Below are 16,941 nucleotides of genomic sequence, written 5' to 3' on the forward strand. Positions count from 1 at the left end.
CACGATGACGCAAGCTGTGCTGGACCGGCCGGTGGCGCCGGACCGGGCCGCACCCCGCCGTCGCCGCGCCGGCCAGGGCACCGGCTACCTGTTCCTGTCGCCGTGGCTGATCGGTGTGCTGGCGCTGACCATCGGCCCGATGATCGCGTCGCTGTACCTGTCGTTCACCGACTACGACCTGTTCGACGCGCCGCACTGGGTCGGCCTGGACAACTACGCCACGATGTTCACCCGCGACGAGCGGTTCTGGCACGCCGCCGGCGTCACCGCCCGGTACGTCGGGCTCTCGGTGCCGCTCAAGCTCGGGCTGGCGCTGGCCGTCGCGATGCTGCTGAACCGCGCCCGCCGCGGCGCCGGGCTGTACCGCTCGGCGTTCTACGCGCCCTCGCTGCTCGGCGCGAGCGTGAGCCTCGCCCTGGTGTGGCGCGCGATGTTCTCCACCGGCGGCACGGCGGACCGGGTGCTGGCCGCGTTCGGCCTCGACACGGGCGGGTGGGTCGACCAGCCGCAGTTCGCGCTGCTCGCCGTGATCGCGCTGGCCGTCTGGCAGTTCGGCGCGCCGATGGTCATCTTCCTGGCCGGGCTCAAGCAGATCCCGAAGGAGCTGTACGAGGCGGCGGAACTCGACGGCGCCGGGGCCGTGCGTCGGTTCCGCTCGGTGACCCTGCCGATGCTTTCCCCGGTGCTGCTGTTCAACCTGGTGCTGGAGACCATCCACGCGTTCCAGTCGTTCACCGGCGCGTTCGTCGTCAGCAGCGGCCGCGGCGGGCCCAGCGACTCGACCCTGCTCTACACCCTCTACCTCTACCAGCGCGGCTTCACGGACTTCCGGATGGGCTTCGCCTCGGCGATGGCCTGGGTGCTGCTGGTGGTGATCGGCGTGCTCACCGCGCTGCTGTTCCGCGGCTCGCGCCGGTGGGTCTTCTACGCGGGGGAGGGGCGATGACCCGCCGGCCGTGGGCGTGGCACCTGCTGATGGTGCTCATCCTGGTGGTGCTGCTGTATCCCGTCGGCTGGCTCGTTTCGGCGTCGTTCAAGCCCGCGGAGGAAGTGCTGGCCGGGCTTTCGCTGCTGCCGTCGCACGCCACCGGGGACAACTACACGCAGGTGTTCGCCGGTGTGGCCGGGTACAGCGTCTGGCACTACTTCGCCAACTCGCTGGTGATCTCCGCCGGCGCAGTGATCGGTAACGTCGTGTCCTGCTCGCTCGCCGCCTACGCGTTCGCCCGGCTGCACTTCCGGGGCCGCGGGCCGATGTTCGGGTTCATGCTGTCCACCATCATGCTGCCGCAGCACGTCGTGCTCATCCCGCAGTACGTGATCTTCCAGAAGCTCGGCCTTGTCAACACGTTCTGGCCGCTGGTCCTGCCGAAGTTCCTGGCCACCGACGCGTTCTTCGTCTTCCTGATGGTCCAGTTCATCCGCGCCCTGCCCGGCGAACTCGACGAGGCCGCGACGATCGACGGCTGCGGGCCGGTGCGGACGTTCCGGTACGTGATCGCGCCGCTGCTGCGCCCGGCGCTGATCACCACCGCCATCTTCACCTTCATCTGGACCTGGAACGACTTCTTCTCCCAGCTGATCTACCTCAACGACCCCGGCCGCTTCACCCTGCCGCTGGCGCTGCAGATCTTCGTCGACCAGACGAGCCAGTCGGCGTTCGGCCCGATGTTCGCCATGTCGGTGCTCGCCCTGCTGCCGATCGGGCTGTTCTTCTTCGCCTTCCAGCGGTACTTGGTCGAGGGCGTGGCGACGTCGGGGCTGAAGGGATGAAGACGCAGTACCGCTCGCTGACGCTGCTCGCCGAGGTCCTCTTCGTCGGCCTCCTGGTCTGTGCGGTCTCGGTGTTCGTCGTGACGGCCCTGGCCGCGGCGGCCGCCGGTTCGGTCCTGGTCACCGAGGTCGCCGCGGACGTCCGGGCCCCGACCGTGCGCCGGTTCGCCCGGCTGTTCCGCACGGCGCTGGCCCACCCGGTGGCCGTCCTGGCCCCGCTGGGTCTGCTGGTCGTCGGGGCCGTCGACGTCGTCGCGGTGCTGGGCGGGCTGCCCGGCGGCCGGGTGTTCGGCGCCGTGCTGGGTCTGGTGCTCGCCGCGCTCCTCGCGGCCGGCCTGCGGGGCGCGGCGGCCTGGCGACCGGAGCGGCGCTGGCCGGCGGTGCTGGCGGCGGCCGGGCGGGAAACGGTCCTGGACTGGCGGGGCAGCCTCGGGCTGGTCGCCGCGATCGTCGTCGTGGCCGTCGTGGTGGGGCAGGCGCCGGCCTTCGTGGTCGTCGCTCCGGGCCTGCTCGTGCTGGCCGCGGTCGCGGTGGGCCTCCGGGAACGCCGGTGAAGCCGCCGATCGGCATCCGGGACGTCGCCGTCCGGGCCGAGGTGTCGGTCGGGACGGTGTCGAACGTGCTGAACCGCCCCGACGTGGTCGCCGCCGCCACCCGCGCGCGGGTCCTCGCCGCCATCGACGCGCTCGGGTACGTCCGCAACGAACCGGCGCGCCAGCTGCGTTCGGGCACCGCCCGCACGATCGGCCTGGTGGTGCTCGACGTGGGCAACCCGTTCTTCACCGACGTCGCCCGCGGTGTCGAAGAGGCGGCGAGCGAGGCCGGGCACGCGGTGATCCTGTGCAACAGCGGCGAATCCGTGGCCAAGGAACGCGGGCACGTGGAGCTGCTGGCTTCCCAGCGGGTGCACGGGGTGCTGATCACGCCGGTCGAGTCCGGGCCGGCGCCGGTGCGGTGGCTGCGGGAGCGGGGCATTTCGGTGGTCCTGCTCGACCACCCGACGGCGGAGGAGGACCTGTGCTCGGTCGCGGTGGACGACCGCCACGGCGGCGAGCTCGCGGTCACCCACCTGCTGGCCGAGGGGTGCGAGCGCATCGTGATGGTCACCGGCCCGGCGGGCATCCACCAGGCCGCCGAACGCCACCGCGGTGCCCGCGACGCGATCCGGCTGGCGGGCCGGCCGCCGGACGTCCTCGAGGTGCTGCCCGCGCCGGCCCTCAACGTGGCGTGCGGCCTGCGGGCCGGCGAGCAGCTGCTGGCCAGGACGGTGCTGCCGGACGCCGTCTTCTGCGCGAACGACCTGCTGGCGCTGGGCCTGCTCCAGGCCGCGGTGCGGGCGGGCGTGCGGGTGCCGGAGGACCTGGCGATCGTCGGCTACGACGACATCGACTTCGCGGCGGCGGCCGCGGTGCCGCTGACGTCGGTCCGCCAGCCGCGGCACGCGATCGGCCGCGCGGCCGCGGACCTGGTCATCGCCGAATCGCTGGCGCCGTCCGAACACGAGCACCGGCACGTGGTGTTCACGCCGGAGCTGGTGGTCCGCGAATCGAGCCGCCGCCCCCGGCCTCGCCGGACAGCTTCGAGAACTCGATCAAAGGAGATCGGATGACCGTGTCCCGCACCGGCCGCCTCGCGACGGCGGCCCTGATCCTGGCGACCCTCGCCCTGCCCGTCCCGGCGGCTTCGGCCGCGAACTCCCTCGGCATGCTGGGCGCTGACGTCTCGACCGCCCAGCGGGCGCTCGACCTCGGCGCGAAGTACACCGACGCCGCCGGGGTGGCTCGCGATCCCCTCGACATCCTCAAGGGCGCTGGCGTCAACTACGTGCGCCTGCGCGTGTGGAACAACCCGCGCAGCGGCTACAACAACAAGGCGAAGGTGCTGCAGTACGCCCGCGCGGTGAAAGCCAAGGGGCTCAAGCTCCTGGTCGACTTCCACTACTCCGACACGTGGGCCGACCCCGATACGCAGACCAAGCCCGCGGCCTGGGCCGCGCACCCCATCGGCCGGCTGCAGACCGACGTGTACGACTACACCCACGACGTCTGTTCCGGGCTCAAGGCCCAGGGCACGACCCCCGACAGCGTGCAGATCGGCAACGAGATCAACGTCGGCATGCTCTGGAACGACGGGAAAGTCGTCAACAACGACTTCACCAACCTCGGCCTGCTCCTCAAGGCCGGGTACAACGCCACCAAGGCCTGCAACAGCGGCACCCAGGTGATCATCCACACCGCGGACGCCGACAGCGACGCGCACGCCCGCTGGTTCTACGACGGGATCCGGGCCCAGGGCGTCCCGTGGGACATCACCGGCCTGTCCTACTACTGCTACTGGCACGGCACGCTGGCGAACCTGGCCGGCGTGGTGTCCGACGTGCGGTCCCGGTACGGCAAGCCGGTCGTCCTCGCCGAAACGGCGTACCCGTACACGACGGCCAACGACGACAGCACACCCAACGCCGTCTCGGCCGCGCAGCCGTGCGCGGGGTACCCGGCCACCCCGGCCGGGCAGGCCGCGAACTTCACCGCGGTCCAGGACACCGCCCGCGGCGCCGGTGCGATCGGCGTCTTCTACTGGGAACCCACCTGGTACGCGGTGCACGGCAACGGCTGGGACCCGGCCGACATCACCGGGTCCGGCGACGGCTGGGAGAACCAAGCCGTCTTCGACCGCTCCGGCCGGTTCAACTCCCAGGTGCGCTGGCGGGCCTGACCGGCCATTGTGAAAACGCTTTCTCGAACTCCGGTCCCGGCCAGCTTAACGTTCAGCGGATTGGCCGGTTTCTGTCTCGCCGCCGGTGTTCCACCCGTGGGTCCCGTGTTACCGTGGGAGCGCTCCCAGCCTGAAACTTTCCTGTCGAGTGGTTCTCCAGGAGGTCGGTAATGAACTGGCGATTCCTCCGCGCGCTCGTGGCCGGCCTCCTGGTGGCCGCCTGCGCTGTCGTCGCCCCCGCCGCGGCCGGGGCGGCCACGCCCACGCGGGTCATGGCGCTCGGCGACTCCATCACCGGGTCGCCCGGCTGCTGGCGCGCGCTGTTGTGGAAACACCTCCAGGAGACCGGCCACACCGACATCGACTTCGTCGGCACCCTGCCCGCGCAGGGCTGCGGCTTCACCTACGACGGTGAGAACGAGGGCCACGGCGGGTTCCTGGCGACCGGGATCGTCCGGGACAACCAGCTGCCCGGCTGGCTGTCGTCCACGCACCCGGACATCGTCCTGATGCACCTGGGCACCAACGACGTCTGGAACAACATCCCGGCGAGCACGGTCCTCGACGCCTACACCACCCTCCTCGGGCAGATGCGGGCCGCCAACCCGGCAACCAAGCTGATCGTCGCGAAGATCATCCCGATGAACCCGGCCAACTGCGCCGCCTGCGGCCAGCGGGTGGTGGACCTGAACAACGCCATCCCCGGGTGGGCGCAGGCACACTCCACGGCCGCGTCGCCGATCACCGTCGTCGACCAGTGGACCGGCTTCGACACCGCGGCCGACACCGGTGACGGCGTCCACCCGAACAACACCACCGGCATCCAGAAGATGGAGAGCCGCTGGTACCCGGCCCTGGTCGCGGCGCTCGGCACCGACACGCCCGGCGCGACCGGCCTGCACGTCGACGGCACCCGGATCCTCGAGGGCAACGGCTCACCGTTCGTGATGCGCGGGGTGAACCACGCGTACGTCTGGTACCCGAGCCAGAACCGGGCCTTCGCCGACATCAAGTCCTTCGGCGCCAACACGGTCCGGGTCGTGCTCGGCAGCGGGCAGCGGTGGGGACCGACCCCGGCCGCCGAAGTCACGAGCGTCATCGGGCAGTGCAAGCAGAACCGGCTGATCTGCGTCCTGGAGGTGCACGACACCACCGGGTACGGCGAGCAGAGCGGGGCCGCCACCCTCGACCAGGCGGCCGGTTACTGGATCAGCGTGGCCGACGCGCTGAAGGGCCAGGAAAACTACGTCGTCATCAACCTCGGCAACGAGCCGTTCGGCAACGACCAGCAGGTCAGCGCGACCTGGACGAGCGCGACGAGCAACGCGATCAAGCGGTTGCGGGCCGCCGGGCTGCAGCACCTGCTGATGGCCGACGCGCCGATGTGGGGCCAGGACTGGCAGAACATCATGCGGGACAACGCCCCGGCGGTGTTCAACGCCGACCCGCAGCACAACACGGTCTTCTCCATCCACATGTACGGCGTCTACGACACCGCGGCCGAGATCAACGCGTACTTCGACGCCTTCCGCACCGCCGGGCTGCCCCTGGTCGTCGGCGAGTTCGGCAACATGCACACCGACGGCAACCCGGACGAGGACACGATCATGGCCCAGGCGCAGGCCCGCGGCCTCGGTTACCTCGGCTGGTCCTGGAGCGGCAACAGCAGCGACGTCGCCTACCTCGACATGACGAACAACTTCGACCCGGCGAGCTTGACGGCGTGGGGCGAGCGGTTCCTCAACGGCACCAACGGGATCCGGCAGACGTCGAAGGAAGCCACGATCTACGGCGGCGGCTCGACCGACACCCAGGCCCCGTCCGTGCCGGGCACGCCGGCCGTGTCGGGCGTGACGTCGAGCGGCGCCACGCTGAGCTGGACCGCGTCGACCGACAACGTCGGCGTCACCGGCTACGACGTCCTCCGGGCGCCGGGAGCGAGCGGGGGCACGTTCGCCGTCGTCGGTTCGACGGCGACGACGTCGTACACCGACAGCGGCCTGACGGCTTCGAGCACGTACCGGTACCAGGTGCGGGCGAGGGACGCCGCCGGGAACACCTCGGCCGCCTCCGGGGTTGCGACGGCGACGACGAGCGCCGGCGGCGGGTCCGGCGCGTGCAAGGTGGCCTACACGGCCTCGAACTGGGGCGGGGGCAACGGGTTCACCGCCAACGTCACCATCACGAACACCGGCACGAGCGCGGTCACCGGGTGGACGCTGGCCTTCACCTTCGCCGGCGGGCAGCAGGTGACCTCGCCCGGCTGGGGCGCCACCTTCGCCCAGTCCGGCGGTGCGGTCACCGCCAAGAACCTGAGCTGGAACGGCACGCTGGCGCCGAACGCTTCGACCGGCATCGGTTTCAACGGCACGTTCACCGGCACCAACCCGGCGCCGTCCGCGTTCACGCTCAACGGCAGCACCTGTTCCATCGGCTGAGACAGTCCATTCAGGACTGTACTACCAAGGACAAAGGAGTCCTCGTGTCATTCAGGCAGCGAGCGGTCATCCTCGCCGGCTTGGCCGCGGCCACCCTGGTTCCCGCACCAGCGGTGGCCGCGGCCGTCCGGGATGCGCTTCCCCCGCAGTGCTCGGGAAGCGCGCCGATCAAGTGCCACTTCGCGGTCGCCCCGGGGAACTACGACGTCACCGTCGGGCTCGGCAGCACCACCAGAGCGGCGAACACCTCGATGTCGGCGGAGGCACGACGGCAGGTGCTGAACGCCGTCTCGACGAGCGCGGGCCAGGTCGTCCCCACGACCGTCACGGTCAACGTGCGCAACCCCGAGGGACAGCCGACCGGCCAGGGCGGCACCGGCACCGCGGGCCTGGACCTCACGTTCGGCGGCAGCGCCCCCGCGATCGGTTCGCTGACCGTGACCGCGGCCCAGGCCCCGCTGGTGACGTACCTGGCCGGCGACTCGACCGTCTGCGACCAGCCGGCGGCGCCCTACACCGGCTGGGGCCAGGTCCTGCCCACCGCCGTCCGGAGCGGGGCCGTGATCGCCAACTACGCGGACTCCGGCGAGAGCTCGGGCAGCTTCCTGGCCAACAGCGCGCTGTTCCCGACGCTCAAGCCGTTGATCAAGAGCAAGGACCTGGTGCTCATCCAGTTCGGGCACAACGACAAGCAGACGTCGGCGACGGCGTTCCGCGACAACTTGACCAAGCTGGTCAACGGCGTCCGGGAACGCGGTGGCGTGCCCGTGCTGGTGACGCCGCCGGTGCGACGGCTGTTCAGCGGCAGCACGCTGACGCCGACCGCCCTGCACGTCAACGGCGTGGGCGCCGACCTGCCCGCGGTGATCCGGGCACTGGGCAAGAGCGCGGGCGTGCCGGTGATCGACCTGACGGCCAAGAGCAAGGCCCTGGTCGAATCCCTCGGCCCGTCGGCGTCGCAGCAGATCTACCTCACCCAGGCCGCCGACGGCGTCACCGACAACACGCACTTCTCGGCCTACGGCGCGACCCGGATGTCGGATCTCGTGCTGCAGGGTGTCCGGGAGCTGAACCTTTCCCTTGCCGCCTACCTGCGCTGACCCGATTCGGACGAGAAAGGGGCAGAGGATGCCAATCGGCACGAGGTCGCGGGCGGTCACGCTCGCGGTGGCCGTCGTGGCCGCGGTGAGCACGGCGGTGCACCCGGCTTCGGCCGCCACCGGCGACGGCTCGCCGTCGGACTCGAACATCCGGTACTTCGGGCGCTGGGACACCCGTTCGGCGGGTGCGTACGTGTCCGAATGGGCCGGGGCGTACGTGGTGGTCGGCTTCACCGGGACGACGGTGAAACTGCGCCAGCGCGACGCCGTCGACCTGTTCACCAGCATCGACGGCGGCGCCTGGGTGTCGCGGACGAACGTCCGCGGCACGCTGGACCTGACGCCGGCCCGGCTGCCACAGGGCACGCACACGCTGCGGGTGTCCTACCGGCCCGTCGCCGGTTCGTACCACGGTGACGCGGTGTTCCAGGGCGTGGTCCTGGACTCCGGGGCCCGGACCGTGGTGCCGGCCGTGCCGTCGCGGATCATCGAGTTCGTCGGTGATTCGATCACGGTGGGCCAGCTGTCGTCGAAGCAGGCGCTGACCGCGTACGGCTGGCTGACCGGCGAGGAACTGGGCGCCGGGCACACCCAGATCGCCGTCGGCGGCGCCTGCCTGTACCCGGCCCCGGACGGGTGCCTCGGCATGCGGGACCGGTTCCTGAAGACCGGCCTGGCGACCGGCTCGCCGGACTGGGACTTCGCCCGCTACCAGGCCACCGACGTGGTGATCAACCTCGGCACCAACGACCTGTCGCACGGCGTCTCCGGTGCGCAGTTCCAGAGCGCGTACCTGACGCTGCTGCAACGGGTCCGCGCGAAGTACCCGAACGCGGCCGTCTACGCGATGGAGAACTTCTACCGGCGCTACGCCACCGAGACGAAAGCCGCGGTGACGACCCGGAACAACGCCGGGGACAGCAAGGTCGAGTTCATCGACACCACGGGCTGGATCGACAAGGCCACCGACACCGCGGACGGCACCCACCCGAACGACGCCGGGCACCGGAAGATCGCGGCCCGGCTCGTCGCCGTCCTCGGGTGATCCTCCGGCAAGCACTGCAGAAATGAGGAGCCATGCGTAACTCGGTCAAGCGGCTGGTCCTCGCCGCCGCGGGAGTGCTGGTGGCGGGGCTGGTGCCCGTCCCGGCCGCCGTCGCGGCCACGCCCCGGATCGACAAGCTGAACCGCGGGGTGGTCAGCGTCCACACCGCCCAAGGCAACACCGTCGGCTGGCGCCTGCTCGCCGACGACCCGGCCGGCGTGGCGTTCAACGTCTACCGCGACGGCGCCCGGGTGACCGCGGCCCCGGTGAGCGGCCCGACGAGCTTCGTGGACGCGGGCGCCCCGGCGGGGGCCCGGTACACCGTGCGCGCGGTGACCGGCGGGGTCGAGCGGATGTCGGCCTTCGCCGCGGAAGACTCGCTGACGTTGGAAAGCGGTGCCGCGGCGAGCACCCGCGACGTCCCGATCCAGCCGCCGGCCGGCGGCACGACCCCGTCCGGGGAGAGCTACACCTACACCGCGAACGACGCCAGTGCCGGTGACCTGGACGGCGACGGCCAGTACGAGCTCGTGCTGAAGTGGGACCCGACCAATGCCAAGGACAACTCGCAGTCCGGCTACACCGGGAACGTCTACGTGGACGCCTACCGGCTCGACGGCACCCGCCTCTGGCGGATCGACCTCGGGCGCAACATCCGCGCCGGCGCGCACTACACGCAGTTCCAGGTCTTCGACTACGACGGCGACGGCAAGGCCGAGGTCGCGATGAAGACCGCGGACGGCACCCGATCGGGCACCGGCCAGGTGATCGGCAGCGCGAGCGCCGACTACCGCAACTCGAGCGGGTACGTCCTCTCCGGCCCGGAGTTCCTGACGATGTTCAACGGGCAGACCGGCGCCGCGGTGTCCACGGTGAACTACGACCCGCCGCGCGGCACGGTGTCCTCGTGGGGTGACAGCTACGGCAACCGCGTCGACCGGTTCCTGGCCGGGACGGCCTACCTGGACGGCTCCCACCCCAGCCTGATCATGAGCCGCGGTTACTACACCCGGACCGTGATCGCGGCCTGGGACTTCCGCGGCGGCGCGCTGACCGAGCGGTGGAAGTTCGACTCGAACTCGGCCGGCTCGCAGTACACCGGCCAGGGCGACCACCAGCTGGCCATCGCGGACACCGACGGCGACGGCCGCGACGAGATCGTCTTCGGGGCCATGGCGATCGACGACAACGGAAGTCCACTGTGGAACACCCGGCTCGGCCACGGCGACGCCATGCACGTCGGCGACCTGATCCCCAGCCGCCCCGGCCTGGAAGAGTTCAAAGTGGACGAAGACAAGTCCAAGCCCGCCGCCTGGATGGCCGACGCGAAGACCGGGCAGATCATCTGGCAGAACAGTTCCTGCAACTGCGACAACGGGCGCGGCGTCTCGGACGACATCTACGCTGGCAGCCCCGGCGCCGAGTCGTGGTCGTCCGCGGTGTCCGGGCTGCTGAACACCAGCGGCCAGAACATCGGGCGCAAGCCGTCGTCGACGAACTTCGTCATCTACTGGGACGGCGACGCCCAGCGCGAGCTGCTGGACGGCACCCACATCGACAAGTACGGCACCGGCGGCGACACGCGGCTGCTCACCGCTTCCGGCGTGCACGCGAACAACGGCACGAAGAACACGCCGTCGCTGCAGGCCGACCTCTTCGGCGACTGGCGCGAGGAGGTCGTCTGGCCGACCTCGGACAACCGGGCGCTGCGGATCTACTCGACCACCGACTCGACGAGCATCTCGCACGTGTCGCTGATGCAGGACCGGCAGTACCGGGAGGCCGTGGCGTGGCAGAACACCGCGTACAACCAGCCGCCGCACCCGAGCTTCGCGATGGCCCGGTGATGGCGGTGTCCACGCTGCGGAAAGCCGTCGCCGGGGTGCTGGCGCTCGTGCTCGCGCCGTTGACCGTGGTGTCCGGCACCGCCGGCGCGGGCACCACCGCGGTGAACCGGTACCGGACGGTCACCGACTTCGACGCCGGCTGGCTGTTCAACTACGGTGACGCCAGTGGTGCCGGCGGTGCCTCCTACAACGACGGCGGCTGGCGCAAGCTCAGCGTGCCGCACGACTGGAGCATCGAGGGCAAGAACCCGCCGGCTAACCCGTTCTCGCAGTCGGCGCCGAGCACCGGCCGCGGCGGGTACCTGCCCTCGGGCATCGGCTGGTACCGCAAGCACTTCTCGCTGGCCGGGGTGCCCGCGGGCCGCAAGGTCTTCCTCGAGTTCGACGGCGTGATGGCCAACGCGAGCGTGTACGTCAACGGCACGCTCATCGGCACCCACCCCTACGGCTACACCGGTTTCCGCTACGACGTCACGGCGGCGGCGAACCTGGGCGGCGACAACGTGGTCGCGGTCAAGACGGACACGACGTCGCAGCCGGCGTCGCGCTACTACACCGGTGCCGGGATCTACCGTGACGTCCGGCTGATCGCGACCGATCCGGTGCACGTCGGCCAGTGGGCCACCCACGTCACCACGCCGAACAACAACACCGTGCACGCGGAAACCACGGTGGTCAACGAAGGGGGCGCGGCAGCGAGCGTCAGCGTCCAAGGCGTGCTGAGCGACCCGGGCGGGGCCGCGCTGCCCGCGGTCACCACGGCGGCCAAGACCATCGCCGCCGGGGCGTCGGCCACCTTCGCCTACGACGTGCCGGTGAACAACCCGAAGCTGTGGGACCTGGCGAACCCCAACCTGTACTCGCTGGCCACCACCGTCCTGGTTGGCGGGACAGCGGTGGACGACGACGTCACGTCGGTGGGTATCCGCACGCTGAAGTTCAGCGCCTCGACCGGGATGAGCCTCAACGGCAAGAACGTGAAGTTCCAGGGTGTCGCGCTGCACCAGGACCTCCACGGGCTCGGGATGGCGGCCCCGCAGCGGGCCGTGCAGCGGCGGCTGGCCCAGCTGAAGGCCCTCGGGGTGAACGCCATCCGCACCGCGCACGACCCGCCGAGCCCGGCGTTCCTCGAGCTGACCGATCGGATGGGGTTCCTGGTCCTCGACGAGTTCTTCGACGTCTGGACCCAGCACAAGTACTCCGACGTCGGCGACTACGCGACGTCCTTCAACCGGACGGCGGCCGCGCCCACCGGCACCCCCGCGGTACCCGGCGCGAGCGGCTCGGTGCCGTGGTACCAGGTTGACACCACCAGCGTGGTCATGCGCGACCGCAACCATCCCAGCGTGGCGATGTGGAGCACCGGCAACGAGATCCGCGACCCGATCGCGACCCGGACGCCGCTGCTGACCCGGATGGTCGCGATCGCGCACGCGCTGGACCCGGGCCGTCCGGTCACCCAGGCGCTGTTCCGGCCGGCCGACAGCGGCGACGTCACCGGGGCCACCCGGACCCTCGTCGACGTCTTCGGCGGCAACTACCGGCCGGACGAGGTCATCCAGGCCGCGAAGGCGTCGCCGGCGCGAGCCGGGCTCTTCACCGAGATGGGCACCGACACCTCGGCGTGGACGACGGTCCGGAACAACGCCGTGGTCACCGGCCTGTTCCTCTGGACCGGCGCGGCCTACCTGGGCGAAGCCGACGGGCTGTGGCCACGCGGTGAGCCGGACTTCGGCCTGCTGGACGGCGTGGGCACGGTCCGGCCGATCGGGTACTCGTGGCAGCGCACGTGGGGTGCGCCCACGACGTCGCCGCCGGCGACCGGCACCACGGCGAACCGCGTGCTGCTCTCGCCCGACCACGGCACCGTGTCCACGGACGTCGACGACGTCTCGTACGTCAAGGCCACCGTGGCCGACTCGTCCGGCCGCGTGGTGACCGGCTCCGCCGCCCCGATCTCGTTCAGCGTCAGCGGGCCGGGCGAGCTGGTGGCGGTCGACAGCGGGAGCCCGGTGCAGGAAACCTTCCGCGGCCCGGTGCGGAAGGCCTACCAGGGTGTCGCGTACGGCCTGGTGCGGGCGACGGGCGCGGGCACCATCACGGTGACCGCGAGCTCCGCCGGGCTGACGCTCGGCACGACCACGCTGACCGGCACCACGGCACCGTTCGTGCCGTGTTCCGGCAGCTGCGACTGACCTTTGGAGTGCCGATGAAACTCGCAATCTCCCTCGTGGCGTTCGCGACCGCGGTGACCGTCGCCGGCGCCCCGGCCGCCGCGAGCAGCCCGGCGGCCGGGAAGACCTACTACGTCGCTCCGGCGGGCAGTGACAGCGCCGCCGGGACGCAGGCCGCGCCCTGGGCGTCGGTCGCGCACGCCCAGGCCATCGCGCAGGCCGGCGACACGGTCTACCTCCGGGGCGGCACCTACGCCTACTCCCGGGCGAACAAGGCCTGCGCGAGCCAGACCGACCGGGTGGACGCGATCACGCTGAACAAGAGCGGCACTTCCGGAAACCCGATCCGCTACTGGGCCTACCCCGGCGAAACGCCCGTCTTCGACTTCTCCCGGATCGGCGACGACTGCCGGATCAAGGGCTTCGACGTCACCGGGAACTTCATCCACCTCAAGGGGCTGGAAGTGAAGGGCGTGCCGCAGAACAACAACCTGAACCACGAGTCGTGGGGGATCTGGGTCTCCGGGAGCGACAACACGTTCGAGCTGCTGAACCTGCACAACAACATGGGCCCGGGGTTGTTCATCCAAGACGGCGGCGGCAACCTCGTGCTCAATTCCGATTCTCACGACAACTACGACCCGCGCACGTCCAACGGGGCGGGCGAAAGCGCCGACGGGTTCGGCGCGCACATCTCCGCCGGCCACCCGGGCAACGTCTTCCGCGGCTGCCGCGCGTGGTGGAACTCCGACGACGGGTTCGACCTGATCAACGCGTTCTCGCCGGTGACCATCGAGAACTCGTGGGCCTGGCGCAACGGCTACCTGCCGCAGACGACCACGGCGTCCGGCAACGGCAACGGCTTCAAGGTGGGCGGCTACGGCGGCAAGTACGTCAGCAACGGCGTCAAGCACACCGTCCGCACCTCGGTGGCGTTCAACAACCGGGCCGCCGGCTTCTACGCCAACCACCACACGCTGGCCAACGACTACTTCAACAACACCAGCTACAACAACCACCCGGACTACAACATGCTCGGCATCACCTCGAGCGGCGCGGCCGCCGGACTGGGCAACCTGCGCAACAACATCGCCTACACGGGCACCCTGACGTCGAACATGTCCGGCACGAGTGCCTCGAACAACTCGTGGAACGGGGGCGGCACGCTGTCGGACGCGCAGTTCCGGAGCGTGTCGACGTCCGGCTGGGACGCGCGGCGCCAGGCCGACGGCAGCCTGCCGGTGCTGCCGAACCTGCGCCTGGCGGCGGGCAGCTGGCTGATCGACAAGGGCACCAACGTCGGCCTGCCCTACCAAGGCAGCGCCCCCGACCTCGGCGCCTTCGAATCCTGAGTGGACGGGTCGGTGGTGACGACCCGGGGTTACCCGCCCGGCCGAGCGGGTAACCAGGGTGCACCGAGCGGCAAGACGGGGAGACGACCATGGCCATCCGGCTGGGCAGCACCGTGATCACCTGCGCCGACCTGGATGCCATGACCCGCTTCTGGAGCGCGGCACTCGGCCTCGAGCCGGCGTCCGAGGCCGATGACTTCCGGCTGCTGCGCGGCCCGCACGTCAACCTGTCGCTGCAACGGTCCTCGGCGCCGGTGACGGCGCGGGACCAGATGCACCTGGACCTCTACACGGACGACCAGCGGCACGAGGTCGACCGGCTGGTCGGCTTGGGCGCGCGGTTCGTGCGCCACGTCGAGGACGACCCGGCCGACGACTGGGTCGTCCTGGCCGACCCGGAGGGCAACTTGTTCTGCGTCTGCGCGAAACCGGCGGACGAGGTCCGCGACCCCGGAGCGCGGGCGGGGACCCCGGGAGCGGGCCCGGCGGCGTAGTCTCGGTCCGTGCTGATGCCGACCGAGCGGAAGAGCGGATCGTTCTCGCCGGCCCGTGACCACCTCTGCCGGGGGTACCGGAGGCAGGGCGAATTCGTGACCCACGCGCAGGAGTTCCTGGCCGAGGGCCTGGCGGCCGGCGAGCGGGTGCTCTACGTCGCCCCGGGCGACGACGCCGCGCTGACCGGGCAGCTGCGGGCGGACGAACGCTGCGACGAGGGCCTCGAACGCGGGGCCGTCCAGGTCGCTTCGGTCGAGGCGACCTACCGCACGGGAGCCGTCGTCGACCCCACCGGCCAGGTCGAGCACTACGCCGCGGCGACGTCCGAAGCGCTGGCGGCCGGGTTCACCGGGCTGCGGGTCGCGGCCGACGCGACGTCGCTGGTGCGCACGCCGGCCCAGCTGGACGCCTTCGCCCGCTACGAGCACCTGGTGGACCGCTACCTGGCCGAACACCCGATGTCCGCGATGTGCGGCTACGACGTGGCCGAGCTCGGCGGCGAAGTCGTCGCGCAGCTCGCGTGCATGCACCCGCCCGCCCCCGACGGCGGGGCACCGTTCCACCTGCACGGTCACGTGCGCGACGGCAGCGCCGCGGCGCTCGACGGCGATCTGGACCTGGAGTCCCGCCGGCTCTGGCCGCTGGCGCTGGAGCGCGCCGGCCTGCGGCCCGAGGGCGGCACGGTCGCCATCGACGCCGCCGGCCTGGACTTCGTCGACCACCGCAGCCTCGTCGCACTGGCCGGCTACGCCGGGCGGCACGCCACCACGGTGGTGCTGCGGACGCGGTCCTCCACGGCCGCCCGGCTCGTCGAGCTGCTGGACCTGACCGGCGTGCGCGTGGAGCGTGCCGCATGAGCGTCGGCCAGGACCGGGGTTACGACCACGCCGCCGTCCACTACGACGGCGACGACGAACTGCTCGCCGTCGCCGTGCCGTTCCTCGAAGGTGGGCTGGCCGCCGGCGAGCCGACGCTGGTGTCGATGGAGCCGGAACGCGCCGAGCTGCTGCGCGGCGCCCTCCCGCCGTCGGCGCGGGTGGAGTACCTGTCCACCCGCGACCTGTACGCGCGGCCGGCGGCGGCGATCAAGTCCTACCGGGAGCTGATGGCCCGGTTCGTCGCCGGCGGCGCGGCCGGGATCCGCATCTTCGGCGAGATCCCGCCGGCCGCGATCGACACGTCGTGGGACTGGTGGGCCCGCTACGAGTCGGCGGTCAACCACGCCTACGACGAGTTCCCGCTGCGCAGCATGTGCGCGTACGACACCCGCACGACCCCGCGGCACGTCCTCGACGACGTCGCCCGGACGCACCCGTTCGTGGCCATCCCCGGCGGCGGCCGGCACCCGAACACCGGCTACATCGACCCGCTGTCCTTCCTGGCCGGCCCCCGGCCGATGACGCCGCTCCCGATCGAGCTCACCCCGCCGCTCGCGGAGCTGGCCGACCCCCGGCCCGCGGACGCGCGCCGGGCGGTCATAGCCATCGCCCCGCTGGACCTGCCCGCGGCCGAGATCGACGACCTCGTCCTGGCGGTGAGCGAGATCGTCGACAACGCGCTGCGGCACGGCCGCCCGCCGGTCCGCGTCCGGATTTGGGCGGGCCCGGGGCAGATGGTGGTCTCGGTGCACGACACGGGCGAAGGGCCGGCCGACCCGTTCGCCGGGCTGCTGCCGGCGGCCCACAGCATCGGTGGCCGGGGGTTGTGGATCGCCCACCAGATCTGCAGCCAGGTGACGTTGCACAGCGACGAAACCGGCTTCACGGCCCGCCTCACGGCGGGCCGCCCCTGGTAGCGCGCGGCACCCCTGCGCGACGGCTCACCCCGCCGCCGGCGGCCCGCGGCTTCCGGAGGCCGCGGCAAACTGTCGGTGCCTGCCGGTAGCGTGGCAATCGGGGGCGGCGCCCCAACGGCTCAGGCTGCGGGCTCCTGGTCGGTGCGCCGAGCATTGCGCGGGGGCGGTGCCCCAACGGGCTCAGGCTGCGGGTTCTCGGTCGGTGCG

The 16,941-nt window shown here is 71.4% G+C and carries 14 protein-coding genes; all 14 read left to right on the forward strand.

What is annotated here, in order from left to right; all coding sequences use genetic code 11:
* The first annotated feature begins 4 nt into the window (after positions 1-4).
* The 14 genes from AB0F52_RS22775 to AB0F52_RS22840 all read left to right on the forward strand — a co-directional run bounded on the left by AB0F52_RS22775 (position 5) and on the right by AB0F52_RS22840 (position 16,734).
* Entirely contained in the window at positions 5-946 is a 942-nt protein-coding gene (locus tag AB0F52_RS22775) for a sugar ABC transporter permease (protein WP_360174265.1), read from the forward strand.
* Entirely contained in the window at positions 943-1,773 is an 831-nt protein-coding gene (locus AB0F52_RS22780; RefSeq protein WP_360174268.1) for a carbohydrate ABC transporter permease, read from the forward strand. Before AB0F52_RS22775 ends, AB0F52_RS22780 begins: the two co-directional genes overlap by 4 nt.
* On the forward strand, positions 1,770-2,327 hold the full coding sequence (locus AB0F52_RS22785; RefSeq protein WP_360174271.1) for a hypothetical protein: 558 nt from the start codon (positions 1,770-1,772) through the stop codon (positions 2,325-2,327). The genes AB0F52_RS22780 and AB0F52_RS22785 overlap by 4 nt, the downstream gene beginning before the upstream one ends.
* Complete coding sequence (locus AB0F52_RS22790) at positions 2,324-3,382, forward strand: LacI family DNA-binding transcriptional regulator (protein WP_360174274.1); 1,059 nt, start codon at positions 2,324-2,326, stop codon at positions 3,380-3,382. The genes AB0F52_RS22785 and AB0F52_RS22790 overlap by 4 nt, the downstream gene beginning before the upstream one ends.
* On the forward strand, positions 3,379-4,488 hold the full coding sequence (locus AB0F52_RS22795; RefSeq protein ID WP_360174277.1) for a glycosyl hydrolase 53 family protein: 1,110 nt from the start codon (positions 3,379-3,381) through the stop codon (positions 4,486-4,488). The genes AB0F52_RS22790 and AB0F52_RS22795 overlap by 4 nt, the downstream gene beginning before the upstream one ends.
* A 170-nt stretch (positions 4,489-4,658) precedes the next feature.
* On the forward strand, positions 4,659-6,926 hold the full coding sequence (locus AB0F52_RS22800) for a cellulase family glycosylhydrolase (protein WP_360174280.1): 2,268 nt from the start codon (positions 4,659-4,661) through the stop codon (positions 6,924-6,926).
* A gap of 44 nt (positions 6,927-6,970) precedes the next feature.
* Positions 6,971-8,026, forward strand: coding sequence for a rhamnogalacturonan acetylesterase (locus AB0F52_RS22805; protein WP_360174283.1), 1,056 nt, complete (start codon positions 6,971-6,973; stop codon positions 8,024-8,026).
* 28 nt (positions 8,027-8,054) lie between these two features.
* Positions 8,055-9,071 carry a GDSL-type esterase/lipase family protein gene (locus AB0F52_RS22810; protein WP_360174286.1) on the forward strand — a complete coding sequence of 339 codons (1,017 nt, stop codon included), beginning with the start codon at positions 8,055-8,057 and terminating at the stop codon, positions 9,069-9,071.
* 32 nt (positions 9,072-9,103) lie between these two features.
* Complete coding sequence (locus AB0F52_RS22815) at positions 9,104-10,918, forward strand: rhamnogalacturonan lyase (RefSeq protein WP_360174289.1); 1,815 nt, start codon at positions 9,104-9,106, stop codon at positions 10,916-10,918.
* On the forward strand, positions 10,918-13,113 hold the full coding sequence (locus tag AB0F52_RS22820; protein ID WP_360174292.1) for a glycoside hydrolase family 2 TIM barrel-domain containing protein: 2,196 nt from the start codon (positions 10,918-10,920) through the stop codon (positions 13,111-13,113). Before AB0F52_RS22815 ends, AB0F52_RS22820 begins: the two co-directional genes overlap by 1 nt.
* A gap of 14 nt (positions 13,114-13,127) precedes the next feature.
* Positions 13,128-14,444, forward strand: coding sequence for a right-handed parallel beta-helix repeat-containing protein (locus AB0F52_RS22825; RefSeq protein WP_360174295.1), 1,317 nt, complete (start codon positions 13,128-13,130; stop codon positions 14,442-14,444).
* An 89-nt stretch (positions 14,445-14,533) separates the two neighbouring features.
* Positions 14,534-14,938, forward strand: a complete 405-nt coding sequence (locus tag AB0F52_RS22830; RefSeq protein WP_360174298.1) for a VOC family protein — start codon at positions 14,534-14,536, stop codon at positions 14,936-14,938.
* 15 nt (positions 14,939-14,953) lie between these two features.
* Positions 14,954-15,796, forward strand: a complete 843-nt coding sequence (locus AB0F52_RS22835) for an MEDS domain-containing protein (RefSeq protein ID WP_360175024.1) — start codon at positions 14,954-14,956, stop codon at positions 15,794-15,796.
* Positions 15,793-16,734, forward strand: a complete 942-nt coding sequence (locus tag AB0F52_RS22840) for an anti-sigma factor RsbA family regulatory protein (RefSeq protein ID WP_360174301.1) — start codon at positions 15,793-15,795, stop codon at positions 16,732-16,734. The genes AB0F52_RS22835 and AB0F52_RS22840 overlap by 4 nt, the downstream gene beginning before the upstream one ends.
* Positions 16,735-16,941 lie beyond the last annotated feature (207 nt).

It is taken from the genome of Amycolatopsis sp. NPDC024027, from assembly GCF_040638975.1.
Lineage (GTDB): Bacteria > Actinomycetota > Actinomycetes > Mycobacteriales > Pseudonocardiaceae > Amycolatopsis.